Source organism: Novosphingobium sp., assembly GCF_032093395.1.
GTDB lineage: Bacteria > Pseudomonadota > Alphaproteobacteria > Sphingomonadales > Sphingomonadaceae > Novosphingobium.
The window spans coordinates 13,892-30,578 of record NZ_DAMDBA010000061.1 but is presented as its reverse complement, the minus strand read 5'-3'; the positions used below and the strand labels follow the sequence as shown (position 1 = coordinate 30,578).

15 protein-coding genes are annotated in these 16,687 nt (G+C 62.5%); 3 read left to right on the top strand and 12 right to left on the bottom strand.

From position 1 onward, the window contains the following. Positions 1–334 precede the first annotated feature (334 nt). The 9 genes from RT424_RS17785 to RT424_RS17745 form a co-directional block, all read right to left on the bottom strand. The gene (locus RT424_RS17785; RefSeq protein WP_313440929.1) at positions 335–1,528 is read right to left on the bottom strand and encodes an IS91 family transposase; all 1,194 of its coding nucleotides are present in this window, start codon (positions 1,526–1,528) and stop codon (positions 335–337) included. Between the two features lie 4 nt (positions 1,529–1,532). Then, on the bottom strand, positions 1,533–2,447 hold the full coding sequence (locus tag RT424_RS17780) for a site-specific integrase (RefSeq protein ID WP_313440927.1): 915 nt from the start codon (positions 2,445–2,447) through the stop codon (positions 1,533–1,535). Between the two features lie 357 nt (positions 2,448–2,804). Further along, positions 2,805–4,007, bottom strand: coding sequence for a 3-oxoadipyl-CoA thiolase (pcaF, locus tag RT424_RS17775; RefSeq protein WP_313440925.1), 1,203 nt, complete (start codon positions 4,005–4,007; stop codon positions 2,805–2,807). Positions 4,008–4,012: 5 nt separating this feature from the next. Continuing rightward, on the bottom strand, positions 4,013–4,783 hold the full coding sequence (locus RT424_RS17770; RefSeq protein ID WP_021234325.1) for an alpha/beta fold hydrolase: 771 nt from the start codon (positions 4,781–4,783) through the stop codon (positions 4,013–4,015). Continuing rightward, on the bottom strand, positions 4,783–5,454 hold the full coding sequence (locus RT424_RS17765) for a 3-oxoacid CoA-transferase subunit B (RefSeq protein ID WP_313440922.1): 672 nt from the start codon (positions 5,452–5,454) through the stop codon (positions 4,783–4,785). The genes RT424_RS17770 and RT424_RS17765 overlap by 1 nt, the downstream gene beginning before the upstream one ends. Further along, on the bottom strand, positions 5,454–6,161 hold the full coding sequence (locus tag RT424_RS17760) for a CoA transferase subunit A (RefSeq protein ID WP_021234327.1): 708 nt from the start codon (positions 6,159–6,161) through the stop codon (positions 5,454–5,456). Before RT424_RS17760 ends, RT424_RS17765 begins: the two co-directional genes overlap by 1 nt. 24 nt (positions 6,162–6,185) lie before the next feature. Further along, on the bottom strand, positions 6,186–7,100 hold the full coding sequence (locus RT424_RS17755) for a dioxygenase (protein WP_313440919.1): 915 nt from the start codon (positions 7,098–7,100) through the stop codon (positions 6,186–6,188). 43 nt (positions 7,101–7,143) lie between these two features. Then, positions 7,144–7,434 carry a muconolactone Delta-isomerase gene (catC, locus tag RT424_RS17750; protein ID WP_021234329.1) on the bottom strand — a complete coding sequence of 97 codons (291 nt, stop codon included), beginning with the start codon at positions 7,432–7,434 and terminating at the stop codon, positions 7,144–7,146. 5 nt (positions 7,435–7,439) lie between these two features. After that, positions 7,440–8,597, bottom strand: a complete 1,158-nt coding sequence (locus RT424_RS17745; RefSeq protein ID WP_021234330.1) for a muconate/chloromuconate family cycloisomerase — start codon at positions 8,595–8,597, stop codon at positions 7,440–7,442. A gap of 91 nt (positions 8,598–8,688) precedes the next feature. On the opposite strand from RT424_RS17745, the gene RT424_RS17740 reads away from it, so the two are divergent. The 3 genes from RT424_RS17740 to RT424_RS17730 all read left to right on the top strand — a co-directional run bounded on the left by RT424_RS17740 (position 8,689) and on the right by RT424_RS17730 (position 12,865). Further along, complete coding sequence (locus RT424_RS17740) at positions 8,689–9,573, top strand: LysR family transcriptional regulator (RefSeq protein WP_235054378.1); 885 nt, start codon at positions 8,689–8,691, stop codon at positions 9,571–9,573. A 252-nt stretch (positions 9,574–9,825) separates the two neighbouring features. Next, positions 9,826–12,111 carry a TonB-dependent receptor gene (locus RT424_RS17735; RefSeq protein ID WP_313440915.1) on the top strand — a complete coding sequence of 762 codons (2,286 nt, stop codon included), beginning with the start codon at positions 9,826–9,828 and terminating at the stop codon, positions 12,109–12,111. 178 nt (positions 12,112–12,289) lie between these two features. Further along, positions 12,290–12,865, top strand: coding sequence for a TetR/AcrR family transcriptional regulator (locus tag RT424_RS17730; protein ID WP_021234334.1), 576 nt, complete (start codon positions 12,290–12,292; stop codon positions 12,863–12,865). A 5-nt stretch (positions 12,866–12,870) separates the two neighbouring features. Here the strand turns inward: RT424_RS17730 and RT424_RS17725 are convergent, their stop codons facing one another. The 3 genes from RT424_RS17725 to RT424_RS17715 are packed head-to-tail and all read right to left on the bottom strand — an operon-like array spanning position 12,871 to position 16,677. Continuing rightward, entirely contained in the window at positions 12,871–14,700 is a 1,830-nt protein-coding gene (locus RT424_RS17725) for a CocE/NonD family hydrolase (protein ID WP_021234335.1), read from the bottom strand. After that, positions 14,700–15,416: a hypothetical protein gene (locus RT424_RS17720; RefSeq protein WP_021234336.1), complete on the bottom strand. Its 717-nt coding sequence runs from the start codon at positions 15,414–15,416 to the stop codon at positions 14,700–14,702. The genes RT424_RS17725 and RT424_RS17720 overlap by 1 nt, the downstream gene beginning before the upstream one ends. A gap of 7 nt (positions 15,417–15,423) precedes the next feature. Next, the gene (locus RT424_RS17715; protein WP_313440912.1) at positions 15,424–16,677 is read right to left on the bottom strand and encodes a M20/M25/M40 family metallo-hydrolase; all 1,254 of its coding nucleotides are present in this window, start codon (positions 16,675–16,677) and stop codon (positions 15,424–15,426) included. Between the last annotated feature and the right edge of the window lie 10 nt (positions 16,678–16,687).

Below are 16,687 nucleotides of genomic sequence, written 5' to 3'. Positions count from 1 at the left end.
CCCACCGGGCGTCAGGACGACTCGCTCCCGCGATTATCCCATGTTTCGGGCGCCGGCAGGCGTACGAAAGTCTTACATGTACGACCCGCGGTGCCTCACGCGCTGAGTTATGGGGATTTCAGATCGGAGCCGTTAGTCGCATTGGCGCTATTGCTGGCTTGGTATGATCCGTGCGGCCCAGGCGGACGGCCTTTCGCCCAGTTCAGACGGTTTAATCGGTGGCAGTGCGCGTCTTTTTCGTCATGCGTTATGCCATCGGCGATGCGCGGCGCGAGTGGCAGCGCTTCCCGCCACGGTGCCTGGGCAGGATGCCTGTATCCCAAGCCATGCCGGATCATGGCGCGAACTCCGGGTTATGGATTGAGATGTTTGGCGGTGCCCGCGGTTGTCGCCAGCGTTCGAAAGTCTCGATGATGATCATTTGCCCGCCGCAGCAAGGGCACGGTGGTCGCAGATCGACGGGCTCTTTGATTATAGCATCGTTGGGCGGCGCGGCGACCTCGAGCAAGTCACGAGCACGCGCGAGATTGGCTTTGCGCGATGAACTGGCCAGCAGACCATAGTGCCGGATACGGTGGAAGCCACGAGGCAGGACATGGGCCAGGAACCGCCTGATAAACTCGCCGGTGGCGAGGGTCATGACGGATTGGCGTTCGGGTCCATCGCGACGGTAATCTTTGTAATGGAGCGTGACGCCGGTCTTGTCGAAAGCGATAAGTCGCCGGTTGGAGATGGCGATCCGGTGGGTATAGCGGGACAGGTAGGCGAGCACCGCTTCAGGGCCCGCAAAGGGCGCCTTTGCATAAACCACCCATCGCGTCTTCCGGACCGGTGCCAGATGACGCAGGAAGGCGCGCCGTCCGGTGAGTGATGCGAGCGATCCGAAGAAAGCGAGCTTACCGGCGTCGTAAAGCTGGATCAGCCGGGTCAGGAACAAACGGCGAAACAGCTTTCCCAGAACTCGCACCGGCAAGAGGAAGGCGGGCCGCGTAGATATCCAGCGCGTCCCGTCGAGTGCGATGCCGCCACCTGGCACCACCATATGGACGTGGGGATGGTGCGTAAGCGCCGAGCCCCAAGTGTGGAGCACGGCGGTGATCCCGATCCTGGCGCCCAGATGCCTGGGATCGGCCGCGATCGTCAGCATGGTCTCCGACGCTGCCTTGAACAGCAGGTCATAGACCACCGCCTTGTTGTGGAAGGCAATCTCGGCGATCTGCGCCGGCAGCGTGAAGACGACGTGGAAGTATCCCACCGGCAACAGATCGGCCTCGCGTTCCGCCAGCCAGGTGCGCGCCGCCGCGCCCTGGCACTTGGGGCAATGCCGGTTGCGGCAACTGTTGTAAGCGATCCGCCAATGCCCGCAGTCCTCGCAGGCCTCGACGTGGCCGCCAAGGGCTGACGTGCGGCAGTTCTCGATCGCCGTCATCACCTTAAGCTGGGTGAAACTCAGATGTCCGGCATGGACGGCCCGATAGGCTGGTCCAGCGGCACGGAAGATATCGGCGACCTCAAGTGAGGTGCGCAACGGCTTAGCCGTCTGGCGCCGCCTGTGGCGGGGGTGCTGGGAGCAGAGCCAGCTTGTCGAGTGGACTGATGACAGCGCGCGCAGTTCGGGTCGCAACCTTGGTGTAAAAGGCCGTAGTCTCGAGCTTCTCGTGCCCCAGCAGCGCCTGGATCACCCGGATGCTCACACCATCCTCCAACAGGTGGGTCGCAAAGCTGTGTCGTAACGTATGAGGGCCGACCTTCTTCGCAATCCCGGCCGCGTGCGCCGCCTCCGCCACGATCCGATACAGATGGCGCGTACTGATCGGCTTGAGATAATGCTGTCCAGGAAACAGCCATCCATCGGCATGCATTACGCCCTGTTGACGCCCGACCTTCCACCACTCGCGCAACAGGATGAGCAGATCGGCGGGGAGGATCGCATTGCGATATCTCCCGCCTTTGCCCCGTTCGACGCGGAGCAGCATACGCTCGCTGTCAATATCGCGCACCTTGAGCATCGCCACCTCAGCCACGCGCAGCCCGGCGCCATAGGCCACCGATAATGCTGCCTGATGCTTCAGCGAGGTGGTCGCACCGAGCAGACGCGCGACCTCGTCAGGACTTAGAACGGTAGGCAACGATCGAGGGTGCTTGACGAAGTAAAGCCTGCGGGAGAGATCGGGTCGATCGATTGTGCGTGTGAAGAAGAAGCGCAGTGCCGATACAATGCTGTTCATCGTCGGCACGCCGACGCCCGCATTTTGCTGATCAATCTGGAACTGACGCACATCATCTGGTGTCGCGGTGTCGGGAGGGCGTCCGAGATAATAGGCAAAGCGCTCTACGTGGCGAACATAGTCGATCTGGGTCTTACGCGCGAACCGGCGCATGTTCATCTCGTCGATCATGCGCTGACGCAACGAACTGACTGGAAGGTCGGAAATAATCTCGATCATCGTTCGACTCCTTGGTTGAAAGGAGTCGCAATGGTCTGCCTACCCGAAGCAGGGCTCAATCATGGTGCTGCGCCAGAGAGATGAGGGACCTAGCGCCAAGCACCCCTCCCGCGCAGCGGGTTCGTACAAGTCCCAGCATTAGCCGGACTTACTCCCTCTCACCGCTTAAAAAATCTATCCGAAGCCCGTAACAAAGGTCGCTGTTACGCGAGGCGTCCTACGGATACCAAATCCAAATATACAAGGGCAACCTATGAACCGGTATAGCTATTACGATCGCAATACCTGAAGTCCAAATGCTTCAAACTCAAAACGTAATTTCCAACCGGAAAATTATGGTTGAAATTACGCTTTCCATCACACGCGCTCCATCAGCACGGCGAGACCCTGGCCCACCCCGATGCACATGAACGCCAGAGCGTAGCGACCGCCGCTGCGCTGCAGTTCCTCGACTGCCGAGAGCGCGATGCGTGCGCCCGACATGCCAAGCGGGTGGCCAAGCGCGATCGCGCCGCCGTTGGGGTTCACGCGCGGGTCGAAGGGGTCGATCTCCAGATCGCGCAACGTGGCGATGGCCTGGCTGGCGAAGGCCTCGTTCAACTCGATCACGTCCAGCTGATCGGCGGTGAGCCCGCTGCGCGACAGCACCCTGCGTGCCGCCTCGATCGGGCCAGCCCCCATGATGCGCGGCGCGATGCCGGCTGCCGCCATGCCGATGACGCGAGCCCGTGGCGTCAGGCCGTGGCGTGCCGCCGCCGCTTCCGACGCGACCAGCATCGCCGCCGCGCCGTCGTTGAGCCCCGAGGCATTGCCTGCGGTCACGGTGCCATCCGCCTTGACCACGGGCTTGAGCTTCGCCAGCGCTTCCAGGCTGGTGGCGCGCGGGTGCTCGTCTGCGGCGAAGACCAGCGGATCGCCCTTCTTCTGCGGGATCGTGACCGGCACGATCTCTGCGGCAAGGCGGCCGCTGGCCTGCGCGCCGGCAGCCTTCTCCTGGCTGGCGAGGGCGAAGCGGTCCTGCTCCTCGCGGCTCACGCCCCACTGCTCCGCGACATTCTCGCCAGTGGTTGGCATCGTGTCGACGCCGTAGGCCGCCTTCATCGCCGGATTGACGAAGCGCCAGCCCAGCGTCGTGTCCTCGATCTTCTGCTCGCGGCCGAAGGCGCTACCCGCCTTCCCCATGACGTAAGGCGCGCGGGTCATGCTCTCGACCCCGCCTGCGATCAGGAAGTCCGCATCGCCGCTGCGGATCGCCTGCGCCGCCATGCCGAGCGCGTTGAGGCCGGACGAGCACAGGCGGTTTACGGTGACACCCGGAACGCTCTCGCCCATACCCGCCAGCAGCACCGCCATGCGGGCGACGTTGCGATTATCCTCGCCCGCCTGGTTGGCGCAGCCCAGGATCACGTCATCGAGCGCGGCCCAGTCGGCAGTCACGTTGCGCTCCATCAGCGCCTTCAGCGGCAGCGCGGCAAGATCGTCGGCACGCACGGTGGCAAGGCTGCCGTTCAGCTTGCCGATGGGGGTGCGGATGGCATCGCAGATGAAGGCTTGGGGCACGGTACTCAGCTTTCGAGGAAGGAGACTATGGCGCCCACCAGCGCCTCAGGGGCTTCGAGCGGGACAAGGTGCGCGGCTTCGAGCGACACATGCGCCGCGCCGGGAATGCGCGCGACGAGATGTTCGCCGTGGCCCTCGAACGGGGTCGATGTGTCGCGAATGCCGGTGATGACCAGCGTCGGCGCGGCGATGGCAGGGATACGGGTGGCCAGATCCATGTCGCGGATCGCCGCGCCACATGCCGCATAACCCTCGGCATCCATCGACAACAGCTGACGCAGCACGGCCTGGTAGATCGCCGGGCTGGCGGCGTCGGACAGGAAGCGGCCCATCGCCAGCTGCGCGATGGCGGCCATGCCCCCGCCCCGTACCTTGGCGACGCGGTCGGCCCACGATGCGCTGTCCATCGTCGCCGATGTGCAGATGGGGATCAGCCTGTCGACGCGCTGCGGCGCGCGCAGCGCCAGTTCCATGCCGATCATGCCACCCAGCGACACCCCGGCCAGCGAGAAGCGCGCAAGGCCTGCAGCATCGGCCACAGCCAGAACGTCGTCGGCCAGCCGGGCCAGCGTCAGATCGCCCGGCGCGGCGCGCGAGGCACCGTGACCGCGCGCGTCGATGCGCAGCACGGCGAAACGTTCGCGCAGGAAGGGCAGCACCGGTTCCCACAGGTCCATGTCGGTGCCGATGGAATTGAGCAGCACCAGCGCCGGACCGTCCTCGATCCCGTCGCGCTTCCAGTAGAGGCTGGCGCCCTCGACCTCACAGAACGGCATCAGGTGAGAGCCTCGGCTAGCGCCGGTTTGAGCGGTGCGCCGGTCTTTGCCGTGACTTCGGCCTCGGTGACGCCGGGGGCGAGTTCGACGAGCGTAAGCCCCCCGTTCGCACGGTCCACCGCGATCACGGCAAGGTCAGTGACGATCAGATCGACGCAGGCCTTGCCGGTCAGCGGCAGGGTGCATTCCGGCAGGATCTTGGGGCTGCCGTTCTTCGAGAGGTGATCCATCACCACGACCACGCGCTTGACGCCCGCCACGAGGTCCATCGCCCCGCCAATGCCCTTCACCATCTTGCCCGGGATCGTCCAGTTGGCGAGATCGCCCCGTGCCGAGACTTCCATCGCGCCCAGCACCGCCATGTCGATATGGCCGCCGCGGATCATCGCGAAGCTGTCCGCAGAGGAGAAGAAGCTGGACGTCGGCAGTGCGGTGATCGTCTGCTTGCCGGCGTTGATCAGATCGGGATCGACGTCCTCGTCATACGGGAACGGGCCGATGCCCAGCATCCCGTTCTCGCTCTGCAGGGTCACGTTGACGCCCTCGGGCACATGGTTGGCCACCAGCGTGGGGATGCCGATGCCGAGGTTCACGTAGTACCCATCGCGCAGTTCCCTCGCCGCCCGGGCGGCCATCCCGTCGCGGTTCCAGCCTTTGGTTTCCTGGGACATCACGCGATCTCCTTCTCACGAACCGTGCGCTTCTCGATGCGCTTCTCGTTGACCGTGCACAGCACCACCCGGTCGACGTAGATGCCGGGCGTATGGATGCAGTCGGGATCGAAGGTGCCCTCGGGCACGATCTCCTCCACCTCGACCACCGTCACCCTGCCCGCCGTCGCCATGTTCGGGTTGAAGTTGCGCGCGGTCTTGCGGAACATGAGGTTGCCCGCAGGATCGGCACGCCAGGCCTTGATGATCGAAAGGTCGGAGCGCAGCCACGTCTCGCGCACGTATTCCTCGCCCTCGAACACCTCGACCGGCTTGCCCTCGGCCACCACGGTGCCGACGCCGGTCCTGGTATAGAACGCCGGAATGCCTGCCCCGCCCGCGCGGATGCGTTCGGCCAGCGTGCCCTGCGGGTTGAGTTCCAGTTCCAGTTCGCCCGAGAGATACTGTTGCTCGAACAGCTTGTTCTCGCCCACGTAGGAGGAGATCATCTTGCGCACCTGCCGGCTTTCCAGCAGCATCCACAGGCCGAACCCGTCCGCGCCGGCGTTGTTGGAAACGACCGTCAGGCCGGTGACGCCCGACTTGCGGATTTCCGGGATCAGGCTCTCCGGGTTGCCCGACAGGCCGAAGCCGCCGGACATGATCGTCATGCCATCGAACAGCAGGCCATCGAGAGCCTCTGCGGGACTATCGTAAATCTTGGACATGACGATGCATTCCTGTGCTGGTTCTCAGACGTTATCGGCTGCCGGCGTCGCTTCGGCACGGGCACGCGAGGAGAAGCCCTCGTCGCCGGCGTCATGCGCACGCTGCAGCTGGAAATCGAACTGGATGTAGGCGCTGTCGCCCTGGCGGCTCGGCATCGGCAAAAGACCCTCGCGGGTGCCGAAGGCGAAGTCGTCAGCCGCAAACGGATCGTCGCCGAAGTTGATCTGCGTCGTCAGCGTGCGATAACCCGGCGCCTCGATGAAGAAGTGGACGTGAGCCGGACGGTTGCCGTGACGACCCAGCGCCTGCATCAGCTGGTCGGTCGCCCCCTGCGGCGGAACCGAATAGCCGCTCGGCTGCTTGGAGTAGAACGCATATCGCGCGTCGGAACCCAGCTTGATGCGGCGGCGGTTGTTGAACGGGGTCTGCTCAGCTGTGGGATCGAAGTGCGAGTACCAGCCCTTCGAGTTCGCATGCCAGACATGCACGATGGCGCCCTGCACCGCCTCGCCGTCCGGGCCGGTGATCGTGCCGGTCATGTGCAGCACTTGGCAACCCTCGTCGGGATCGGTGCTGAGGTTGACGTTGCCTTCCACCAGCGGCGCGCCTGCGACGTAGAGCGGGCCTTCGATGGTGCGCGGCGTGCCGCCGGTCAGGCCCGCCTCGGCATCCTTGGCGTCCATATAGAGGTCGAGGAAGTGCTCGATCCCGGTGCCCGGAACGATCAGTCCGATCTCACCGGCGCTGTCGGCAAGGTACTTCATCGCCAGCCAGAATTCGCTCTCGGAAATGTCGTGCTTCACGATCAGTTCCATCACGCTTTGGGTCAGGTCGCGCACGATGCCCTTCAGGCGCGGGTTGCCCCCGCTTTCGTTCACGCCCGCCGCCCGGTCCAGAAGCTGCTGGATCTCGGGGGTCTTCACGAAGCTGACGTCCATTTTATTCTCTCCCGTTGTTCTGGGTGATGCCGTGCGGTGACGATCAGCGATCGTCGTCATGGATGGAGGAAGGATGCCTGGCCAGCGGGGTGATCTTCATCGTCATGAAGGGATAGAGCGGCAACGCCATCAGCGTATCGTGCAGTGCGCCGTTGCTTTCCACATCGAAGATCGAGACGTTGGAATAGAGGCCGACCTTGCGCCAGATATGCCGCCAGGTGCCCGCCGCCTGCAGGGTCTGGAAGTATGCCTTCTCCTCGGCCTTGATGCGTGCGGCCTCGGCGGGATCGAAGTCCAGGGGGATGTTCACGTCCATCTCGACCATGAAAAGCATCGGTGTCAGGCTCCTGCGAAAACGGCGTGGAGGGTGGGCGCGGTCCTGTCGCGCCGGAAGAAGGCGATCTTGTCGGGGTCCAGTTCGATGCCCAGGCCCGGCCCGGCCGGCACCGCCAGCGAGAAGTCGCCGTAGGCCAGCGGCGTCGTCAGGATTTCCTCGGTCTGAAGCAGTGGGCCGAACAGTTCGGTACCCCAGGCAAGGTCTGGCAGGGTCGCGAAGACATGGGCAGAGGCGGCCGTGCCGACGCTGCCCTCCAGCATCGTGCCGCCATAGAGCCCGATCCCCGCCGCAGTGCCGATCGCAGCGACTTCGGCGGTGGCGAAGAGGCCGCCCGACTGCGCGATCTTGAGGGCGAAGACGCCCGCCGCATTGGCAGCCGCGATCCGCAACGCCGAACGGGGGCCGTGCAGCGCCTCGTCTGCCATGAGCGGCACCGCCTGCGACTTGGACAGCCGCGCCATGGCGGCGATCGCGTCGCCCGCGATGGGCTGTTCGACGAGGTCGCAGCCGACATCGAGAAGCATCTTCATACCTAGCTTGGCCTGCGCCTCGCTCCAGTTCTGGTTGACATCGACCCGCACGCTGGCCCGGTCGCCCAGCGCCTTGCAGATCGCGCCGACGTGGGCGACGTCGTCCCGCACGTCGCGCTTGCCGATCTTGAGCTTGAAGATGCGGTGGCGGCGCGCCTCCAGCATGGCCTCACCCTCGGCGATGTCGCGGGCGGTGTCGCCGCTGGCGAGCGTCCAGGCGACCGGTAGGCTGTCACGCACGCGCCCGCCGCCGATCAGTTCTGAAACCGGCACGCCGAGTCGCTTGCCCTGCATGTCCAGAAGTGCCGTCTCCACCGCGCACTTGGCGAAGTGGTTACCGCGCACACACTTGGCGATCTTCGCCATCGTCGCGCCGACCTGCGCGATGTCGCAGGTTTCGAGGACCGGGACGATATACGTGTCGATGGCGGACTTGATGCTCTCGGGGCTTTCCTCGCCGTAGCTAAGGCCGCCGATCGTGGTGCCCTCACCCAGCCCCTCGACGCCGTCGGCATTGGTCAAGCGGACGATCACCATAGACTGGGCGTGCATCGTCGCCATGGCCAGCACATGCGGCCTGATCGTCGGCACATCGACGATGAAACTCTCGGCACGTTTTAGTGCAACCACGTTCCCTCTCCCGTTTGGTATGATGGGGAAGCTAGGCCTTGAAACGGTCAAGCGGAAAGACTATCTCAGTCTCGCATGATACTTCAGAGGTATGATGGAACTCCGACATCTCCGGTATTTCGAAGCCGTCGTCAAAGAACGCAATTTCACGCGAGCCGCCGAAAGCCTGGGTGTTGCTCAGCCCCCCTTGAGTCGTCAGATCCGTGAACTCGAACATGAATTGGGTGTCCAACTGTTCGACCGGGACAGCCGGCCGGTCCGGCTTACCGAGGCGGGCCGCATCTTTCATGATCAGGCCTCGCAGATCCTTTCCAATGTCGAGCAATTGCGCAGATCGATGGAGCGGATCGGGAAAGCCTCGAAACGTCGCTATGCAATCGGCTTCGTGGCCTCGGTCGTCTACGGCGCAATGCCGGACGTCGTGCGGGAGTTCCGCGATACCGCTGGCGACCTTGATGTAGAACTGTTGGAAATGACCACCCTTGAACAGGTGGCAGCCCTGAAGGACGGCCGCATAGATGCAGGGATCGGCCGCCTTCAGATTGATGATCCGGCAATCGCGCGCTCGGTGTTGGCACAGGAACGCCTGGTTCTTGCCGTACAGGCCGATCATGAGCTTTCCCGTCGGGACACGGTCAGCTTGCGCGATCTCACCGATCACAGACTGATCGTCTATCCCAGCCAGCCCCGCCCCAGCTACATTGATCAGGTCCTTGGGATGCTTCGTGACGAACGGGTCTATCCACAGTTTCTGACAGAGGTTCGCGATGTCCAGGTTGCACTCGGTCTGGTCGCGTCGGCTGCAGGTGTGGCCCTGGTGCCAATCTCCATGAAGCGCGTTCAGCGCGATGACGTACGTTACCTGCCAGTACGAGAGAACAACGCGTTTTCTCCGATCATTCTGAGCACGAGAGTTGCGGACGAGTCTTCGGAGACAGCTACTTTGCGGCAGATTGCCGGTCGCCTCTACGGGTGAACTTTCGTCGCCGCCGCCAAGCCTGGAAGACTGTCATCAAAATGTCCGCTTGACAGTTTTCTCGAATCATTAAAGAGTAGTGCTCGCTAATAAAGCCCGTCAGGGGGGTGCTCCTAAGTCGTCAGCATATTGAATCTTGGGATCTCCCGAGGCGAAGATGCTTGTCCGCATTCCCCGGCATCAATTCCAAAAAATAAAAAACGATCAGTAATCGTTCGCGCGCAGGAACTTGGTCAATTTAAGGGGAGCTTCATGCACTACACGTCGCGCTTTCTTCCATGCTCGGCTATGGCAATGGTTTTCGCTGGCCTCACCACCAACGTATCCGCTCAGACTGCAACTACCGTCGCTGGAGGCACCAAGTCCGAAGCATCGCCGCCAACCGGTGGGGGCGATATCGTCGTCACGGCCCAGCGCCGTAACCAGAGCATTCGCGACGTGCCGGTGACCATCGCGGCCTTCGCTGCGGAAGATTTGCGCGACCGCCAGATAACGAACGCTATCGATGTCGCGAAAATTACGCCCGGTGTGACGGCTGCATCGAACACCGGCGGCCAGGCGGCCGCATTTTCCATCCGTGGCGTCACCCTCAGCGACTTCAACGATGGCAGTGAAGCGCCCGTCGCCGTCTATGTCGACGATGGCTATATCCCGACGGTCCAGGCTCAGAGCTTTGCCATGTTCGACATAGATCATGTCGAGGTACTAAAGGGCCCCCAAGGCACCCTCTTCGGGCGCAATTCGACGGGCGGCCTGGTCAACTTCGTCATCGCCAAGCCAACCGAAACGATGGAAGGCTTCGTAAATGCCACTTACGGCAGCTACAATCAGGCGAAGGTCGAAGGTGCGATAAGTGGCCCGATCGCTGAAAACGTGCAGGCGCGCGCGTCTGTGATCTACAACCGTGAAGACGGGTGGCTGAAGAACGATTTTCCCGGAGCGCCTGATCTGGGCGGGTTCGACACTTTTGCTACGCGCCTGCAACTGCAGTCGCAGTTGAGCGACCGCCTCACTGCCCGTGTCAGCGGCCTGTATTTCAAGCAGGACATGTCGATGGCACCTTACAATTCCATCGGTACGGCGCCTATCCGCGATTCCTCCAACCGTGTCGTCGGCGGTTACTACACAGGTGGACCCAACTCGTTTGGATATACACCGCCACCGACCAGCGCCTACCGGACCAGCACCGACTTCTACTGCTCGCGCTGCACTGGCATGAAGATTTACGACGGTGCCCTGCATCTTACCTACGATCTGGGTGAGACGCAGATCTACTCGGTCACCGATTACATCCACATCGCAAAGCGCCTGAAGCTGGATGCCGAAGTCTCTCCCATCAATTATCTGGGGGTTGCGCAGAACGGGCAGACAGGTTCCTTCACGCAGGAACTGCGCGCGACCGGCAAGATTGACAATCTGGTCTGGAATGCCGGAGCCTATTATCTCAATATTCTGGTCGATACCCAAGGCGGTTATCTGGCCCGTGCAAACTCGATCTACGCCCGCAACTATCCGGGCTATGAGGCGTCGGGCATCGATCTTGCAAACGTGGCACAGCTTCGCAAGCAATCTGGGTCGGTGTTCGCTCAGGTGGAGTACGAGTTTGTTCCGACGCTGACTTTCGTGGCGGGCGGCCGGTTTATCCACGAAAGGGCAAAGTTCGATTTTGTGTCGAGCGCCTTTCGTAATGACGACAATGACAATCTCGACACGCAGAACTATCTGTTCACCGTCCAGCCTTCCTACAGCAATCGTATTTCCAACAACTTCTGGACCGGCAAAGCGGGCCTGAACTGGAAGCCATCTGACGATCTTCTCGTGTATGCGAGCGTGAACCGGGGCGTGCGCGGTCGCGGCTTCAACAACAAGCTTCCGGCCGGCCCCGCCCTCACACCCGCGCAGATCCTCTACAAGCCGGAGACGCTTGTTTCCTATGAGGGTGGCTTCAAGTTCTCGCTGGATCGCCTCCTGACGGTCGATGCGGCCGTCTATCACTACGACTACAAGAACTATCAGGCGTTTCTGTTCGTGACCGCCGGCGGCTATATCCAGAATGCGGACGCGACCACCAACGGTGGCGAAGTGGCTGTCACCTTGCGGCCCGTGCAGAACCTGGAGCTGTCTGTCGGCGGATCGTACAACCATAGCACGGTACATGACCTGCCCATCGCACCGGGAATTACCCGGGATGTGACGCCGACTTTCGCACCGCGCCGACAACTCACGGCTAGCGCTTCCTACAAGGTTCCGGACGTGATGGGTGGCGAGCTGGCTTTTGGAGGTAACGTCACGTCCAGCAGCAGCTTCTTCACCAATGCCCGCAATTTCGACAGCCAGAAGCTGAATGGCTACACGCTTGTCGATGGCCGCATCACCTGGCGCGGCGACAGCGGCTTCTCACTCACCGCCGCTATCAACAACCTGTTCGATAAGCGGTACGCCATCACTGAGGCCGATCTGTCGACCTTGTGCGGCTGTACGGAGATTGCCTATGGGCGCCCCCGCACTTGGTCGCTGACTGCGGGCTATCGTTTCTGATAACTTTTGAAGGCGGTGGCCCGGTAAGTTTGCCGGAGCCACCACCCCTCGCAAGAGAACCTTCTCGGTAAGACAGTGGCAAGGATCTACGATCCGATAGCTTGCCGGATCACCAACTGGGCGGTAGGCCATTTCTGATAGCCGTTCGGCATTCGGTAATGAAACTTGAGGGGAAGTCATGGCGCAGGTCAAGAAAGAGGACATGCGAAATGCCATCATGATGGCGGCGTTCGACCTCTTTTCCGAGCGTGGATACTCGTCTACCACCGTTGCTGCGATCGCCAAGGCGTCCAGCATGACGGTAGCCAACCTCTATGTCTATTTCCCGTCGAAGATCCTGCTGCTCTATGCCGTTTACAAGCCGTGGCTCACCAGCAAGCTCGAGGAGATCGAGACGGCAACCATGCGCTACAGATCACCGGAGACACGCCTCCGGCGTCTGATCCTGGGCCTTTGGCGGGATATCCCCTCCACTGACCATGGCATGGCGAACGCTCTGGTCGAAGCATTGGCCACCACGCCGCCCGACGACAAGAAACCGAACGACCTCCTGCTGAGAGTCGAAGAATTCCTGACCGAACTGCTCATCCGCATTCTTCCGGAAGAGCGCCATCATCTTGTCGCCGACGGTCTGATGTCCCACCTCATGTGGATGGCCTTCGACGGCTTTGCAATCAACCGCCGCCTGGGCGACGTTCGTGACATGGATACCCTGACCGATCACTGGATCGCCTTGCTTCTGGGCGACAAGTAACCGCTTCAGGGCACCTCCTGCATCGGCACTGCCAGGCTGCTAAGGCCCGGCCCCATCGCCAGCGCCACGTGGGCAATCCGGTTGTCGGCAGCCGTCTCGTCAGCCACCGCCCCGCCGGAATTTCGGTTGCGCTGCTGATGAATGCTCAGCCCCAAGGGTGAGACGACCAGCCGAAGCCGTGCTCCCACGGGCAATCGGCGCGACACGAAGTCGAACCGGGAGAAATCATACTGGAGACGCTTCCCCGACGGTACCAGCTCCTCTTTCTCGAGGCTGCGCCGATAGCGCGCGCGAATCTGATCCTGGGTCAGAAAGACCTGTGTGCCATCGGGCATCACGGCATAGAGAGCTACCCGTACGTCAGTATCGGGCACGTCCATGGTGAGAAACAAACGTGCCGAAGGGATACCCACGATATCCGCAGCGTGCGTCAGCGGCGCCATGTCGTAGACCAGTCCTTCACCATCGAGGCGAGACACGGCGGTCGCATCGGTAAGCCATTTCGGGCTGACCAGGTCAAACCCTTCCACGCCCTCATTGCGCCCTGGCACGGAGGGATCATACGTATAGCGGTCGGGGGCCTGGCGCACCGCTGAGGGAGCAAGGCTGCCTGCACGTGCCATCGCGCCAGCATCGGTGTCGGGAGAACTGAGCATCAACGTATGCACCGGTGCAGCCGCCGCGGCGATGCTCGGTGCAGAGACCCATTTATCTGCGCCCGCCAGGAAATAGACGAAGTGGTCTGTCAGGAATGCCGGTTTGGCTCCGCGCCCCAGGACCCAGTCAAACCATTGGCGATGCAGTTCGAGCATGTCGACGACGCTCGCGGCGCCCATGTCGACACCGCCCGTGACTCGCTGCGGATTACGAGTACCCGGATGGTCCCATGGTCCCAGCACCAGGTACTGCCCTTCGAGAACTTCCGGAGCGACCACCGACGCCCGCGCTGCGAGATAGGCCCGCAGGCCCGTCTGCGAGGGATCATAGCTGCCGGTGATGCCCAATACAGGGATAGTGATGCGCCCAAGCTGTTGTTTGTCCAGCATTCCCGCATCGGTAGTCTGCGTGCGCCAATAGGCATCCACAGTCGGATGCTTGAGGTTCTCCTGCCATGTCGCGCTCGGCATGCCGACGAGGGAATCGAATTCGCGGTAGGAGACCTTTCCGCTGGCAAGTTCCGAAAGCGCACCAAGCCAGTATGCTCGATCGGTGTAGGCGGCGCGATTGGAGGTCGTACCGGCGGTGTAGGCCAGCCATTGCATCAGCTGCGGGAAAGGCACGTTCGCCCGCATGTCGCGGTCCACCGTGTTCAGGCCCGCCGATGCTGGCGCAATCGCCTTCAGCGCCGACGGCGCCTCCGCCGCGAAGAACAACTGGTTGCGCCCGGCGTAGGAGCCACCCCAGCCAACCACGCGCCCGTCGCTGCCCGGCATTCGGGCCAGCCATTCGATGGCATCGTAGCCGTCCTCGCTCTCATGGTTGGTGGGCAGGAACGCGCCGCCCGACCCTCCGCGCCCCCGCGTATCGACGGCTGCATAGATATAGCCGTGCCGTGCGAACCACATTCCCACGGTATGGAGCGTGTCGATCGTGTAAGGCGTGACCGTCAACACCACAGGCAACGGTCCTGTGGCATTTGCAGGTCGATAGATGTTCGCATTGAGGCGCACACCGTCGCGCACGGGAATCTTCACCGACCACTCCACGCTGACGTCACGTGGCCCCGGATCGGCCGTTGCGGTCTGCGCCTGCGACACCGGCTGCGCTGAGGCCAGACTCGTGACCAGGCAGCAGGCAAGCGCCGTCGCGGCCGCGAGTGTGTGCAGTCGCTTCATCAGCGTGGCGCCACGGGAACGAAGCGCGGACCGACGACGGTGTCGGTGGCCATCGGAAAGTGGATGTTCGTACCGCTGAAAGGCGGGAATTGCGCTCGGTCTGCCTTCATCTCCTCGCGCACGTCGGAATTGAGCGCCGCCTCAAGTGCCGCCGCGCTGTCGAACACGATCTTGTTGCGCTGGAAATACTCCACGCGGGCCATGGGCAAGGTGCCGACCCAATCGACCCGCGTGAAGACCTCCACTTCGCGCACGCTGGGGAAGTATCCCATGATGCGTGCATGGTTGGCAAAGTAGTATCGCAGCCAATCATTCAGCACCTCGGGCTGCCCCGGATAATGTACAAGGTAGCTGCATGGCAGGCCCTGTTCGTACGCCGAAGTCGACGGCGTGGTGAAGGCCCGCGTCCACATCACCTGCTGCTCCCCGGCCGCAGCCTGAAGCGTCGGCAGATCAGCCGCGAAGAGCGAATGGAACCCGCCTCCTTCACCGATTGCCGCCTCGAGCAGATCCAGGCGCGTGAAGTAGACCTGAAGCGTGAGCAACGGAGACGGGCCATCGTCGAAGTAGCGGTCACGCGCGATCTCGGGCGTGAAAATGTGAGCGCGGCTGACGTTGGGCACCGAGCGGACGATCTCGGTAACCCTGTCGTATTCAGCAGCACTGAGCCGCGCAGCAGGATCGGGGTGGGTGAAGGTGAGGAAGAGGGAAAACATGATCGTCCTACTGATTGGCGGTCAGGAGCAGCGTGGCAAGGGTATTGCCCATGACGCGAAGATTGGTGGGCCGATCGAGCACGATCGCTTCGGTCGGTGAATGGGGAGCGACGTACTCCATTCCGGAATCCAGGGTGAGACCGGGCAAACCCATGTCCTGAGGAATGGCTGAATCCGACGATCCACTACGCATGGATGGCTCCATGCCGCCGGAGCGAATGGCCGATACCGCATTACGCAAGAGCATGGTGTCATCGGGGATATGGGTGACGGGGCGCTCTATCGGCAGCACCGTTTCGATCTTGGCTGCGACGGTTCCCTTAGCGCCGCCCCGAGCCGCGTTTTCCGCGGTGGTCCCGTCAGCCACGGCCTTGCGAAAAAACATGTCGAGGCGATCCAGATCAGCGGCATTCGTAGAGCGCATGTCGACTGACATAGAGACGCTCGCAGGGATCGTGTTGATCGATGTGCCCCCGCTAACTAGGCCAACGTTCCAGACGGTGGTCCGGTCCAGCGGGCGATAGCGGTCGAAGCGCACGATCGTCTCGGCCATGGCCGTCGCCGGGTTCACCGTGCCGAAAGCAAACATGGAGTGGCCTCCCGGCCCCTTGTACGTGACGGTGTAGCGCCGCACGCCGATACCGACATTGGTGATCCCGCCCGTATTGCCCGGCTCCAGACCGATGAATGCGCTGATGCGTGAGTGATAGGGGCTGCGCTGCAGCAGATAACGCACCCCACGGAACGCGCCGCGTTCTTCCTCTCCGACGTTGGCAACGAACAGCAGATCCTGCTTTGTTTTCACCGCTCCGGCATCCAGCGCCCGAACGAACGCCAGAAGTACGGCCACGCTTACGCTGTTGTCGCTGATACCCGGCGCAAGCAGGCGATCGCCTTCGCGCCGCACCTTGATCGGCGTGCCTTCAGGAAAGACCGTATCGAGATGCGCACCGATCGCAACCATCGACTGATTTCCAGTACCGGGCCGGATGCCGACGGCGTTGCCTTCCTCGTCAATGTGAACATCGCGAAGTCCTGCCTCGCGCATCATCACGGCCACGGCGCTGGCTCGCTCTGCTTCCTTGAACGGGGGTGCAGGGATTTCTGTGATGCGGATCGTTTCAGCCACGATACGATCATAATCGCGAGCTAGATGCGCCTGTGCGGCCTTGAATGCCGGATCGCGTCGTAAAGCCTCTGCGGTGACCGGCTGCGCGGAGGCTATCGGCGGGAGGGCCGCCAGCATCAGGGCGCCGGGCATGAAGTATCGG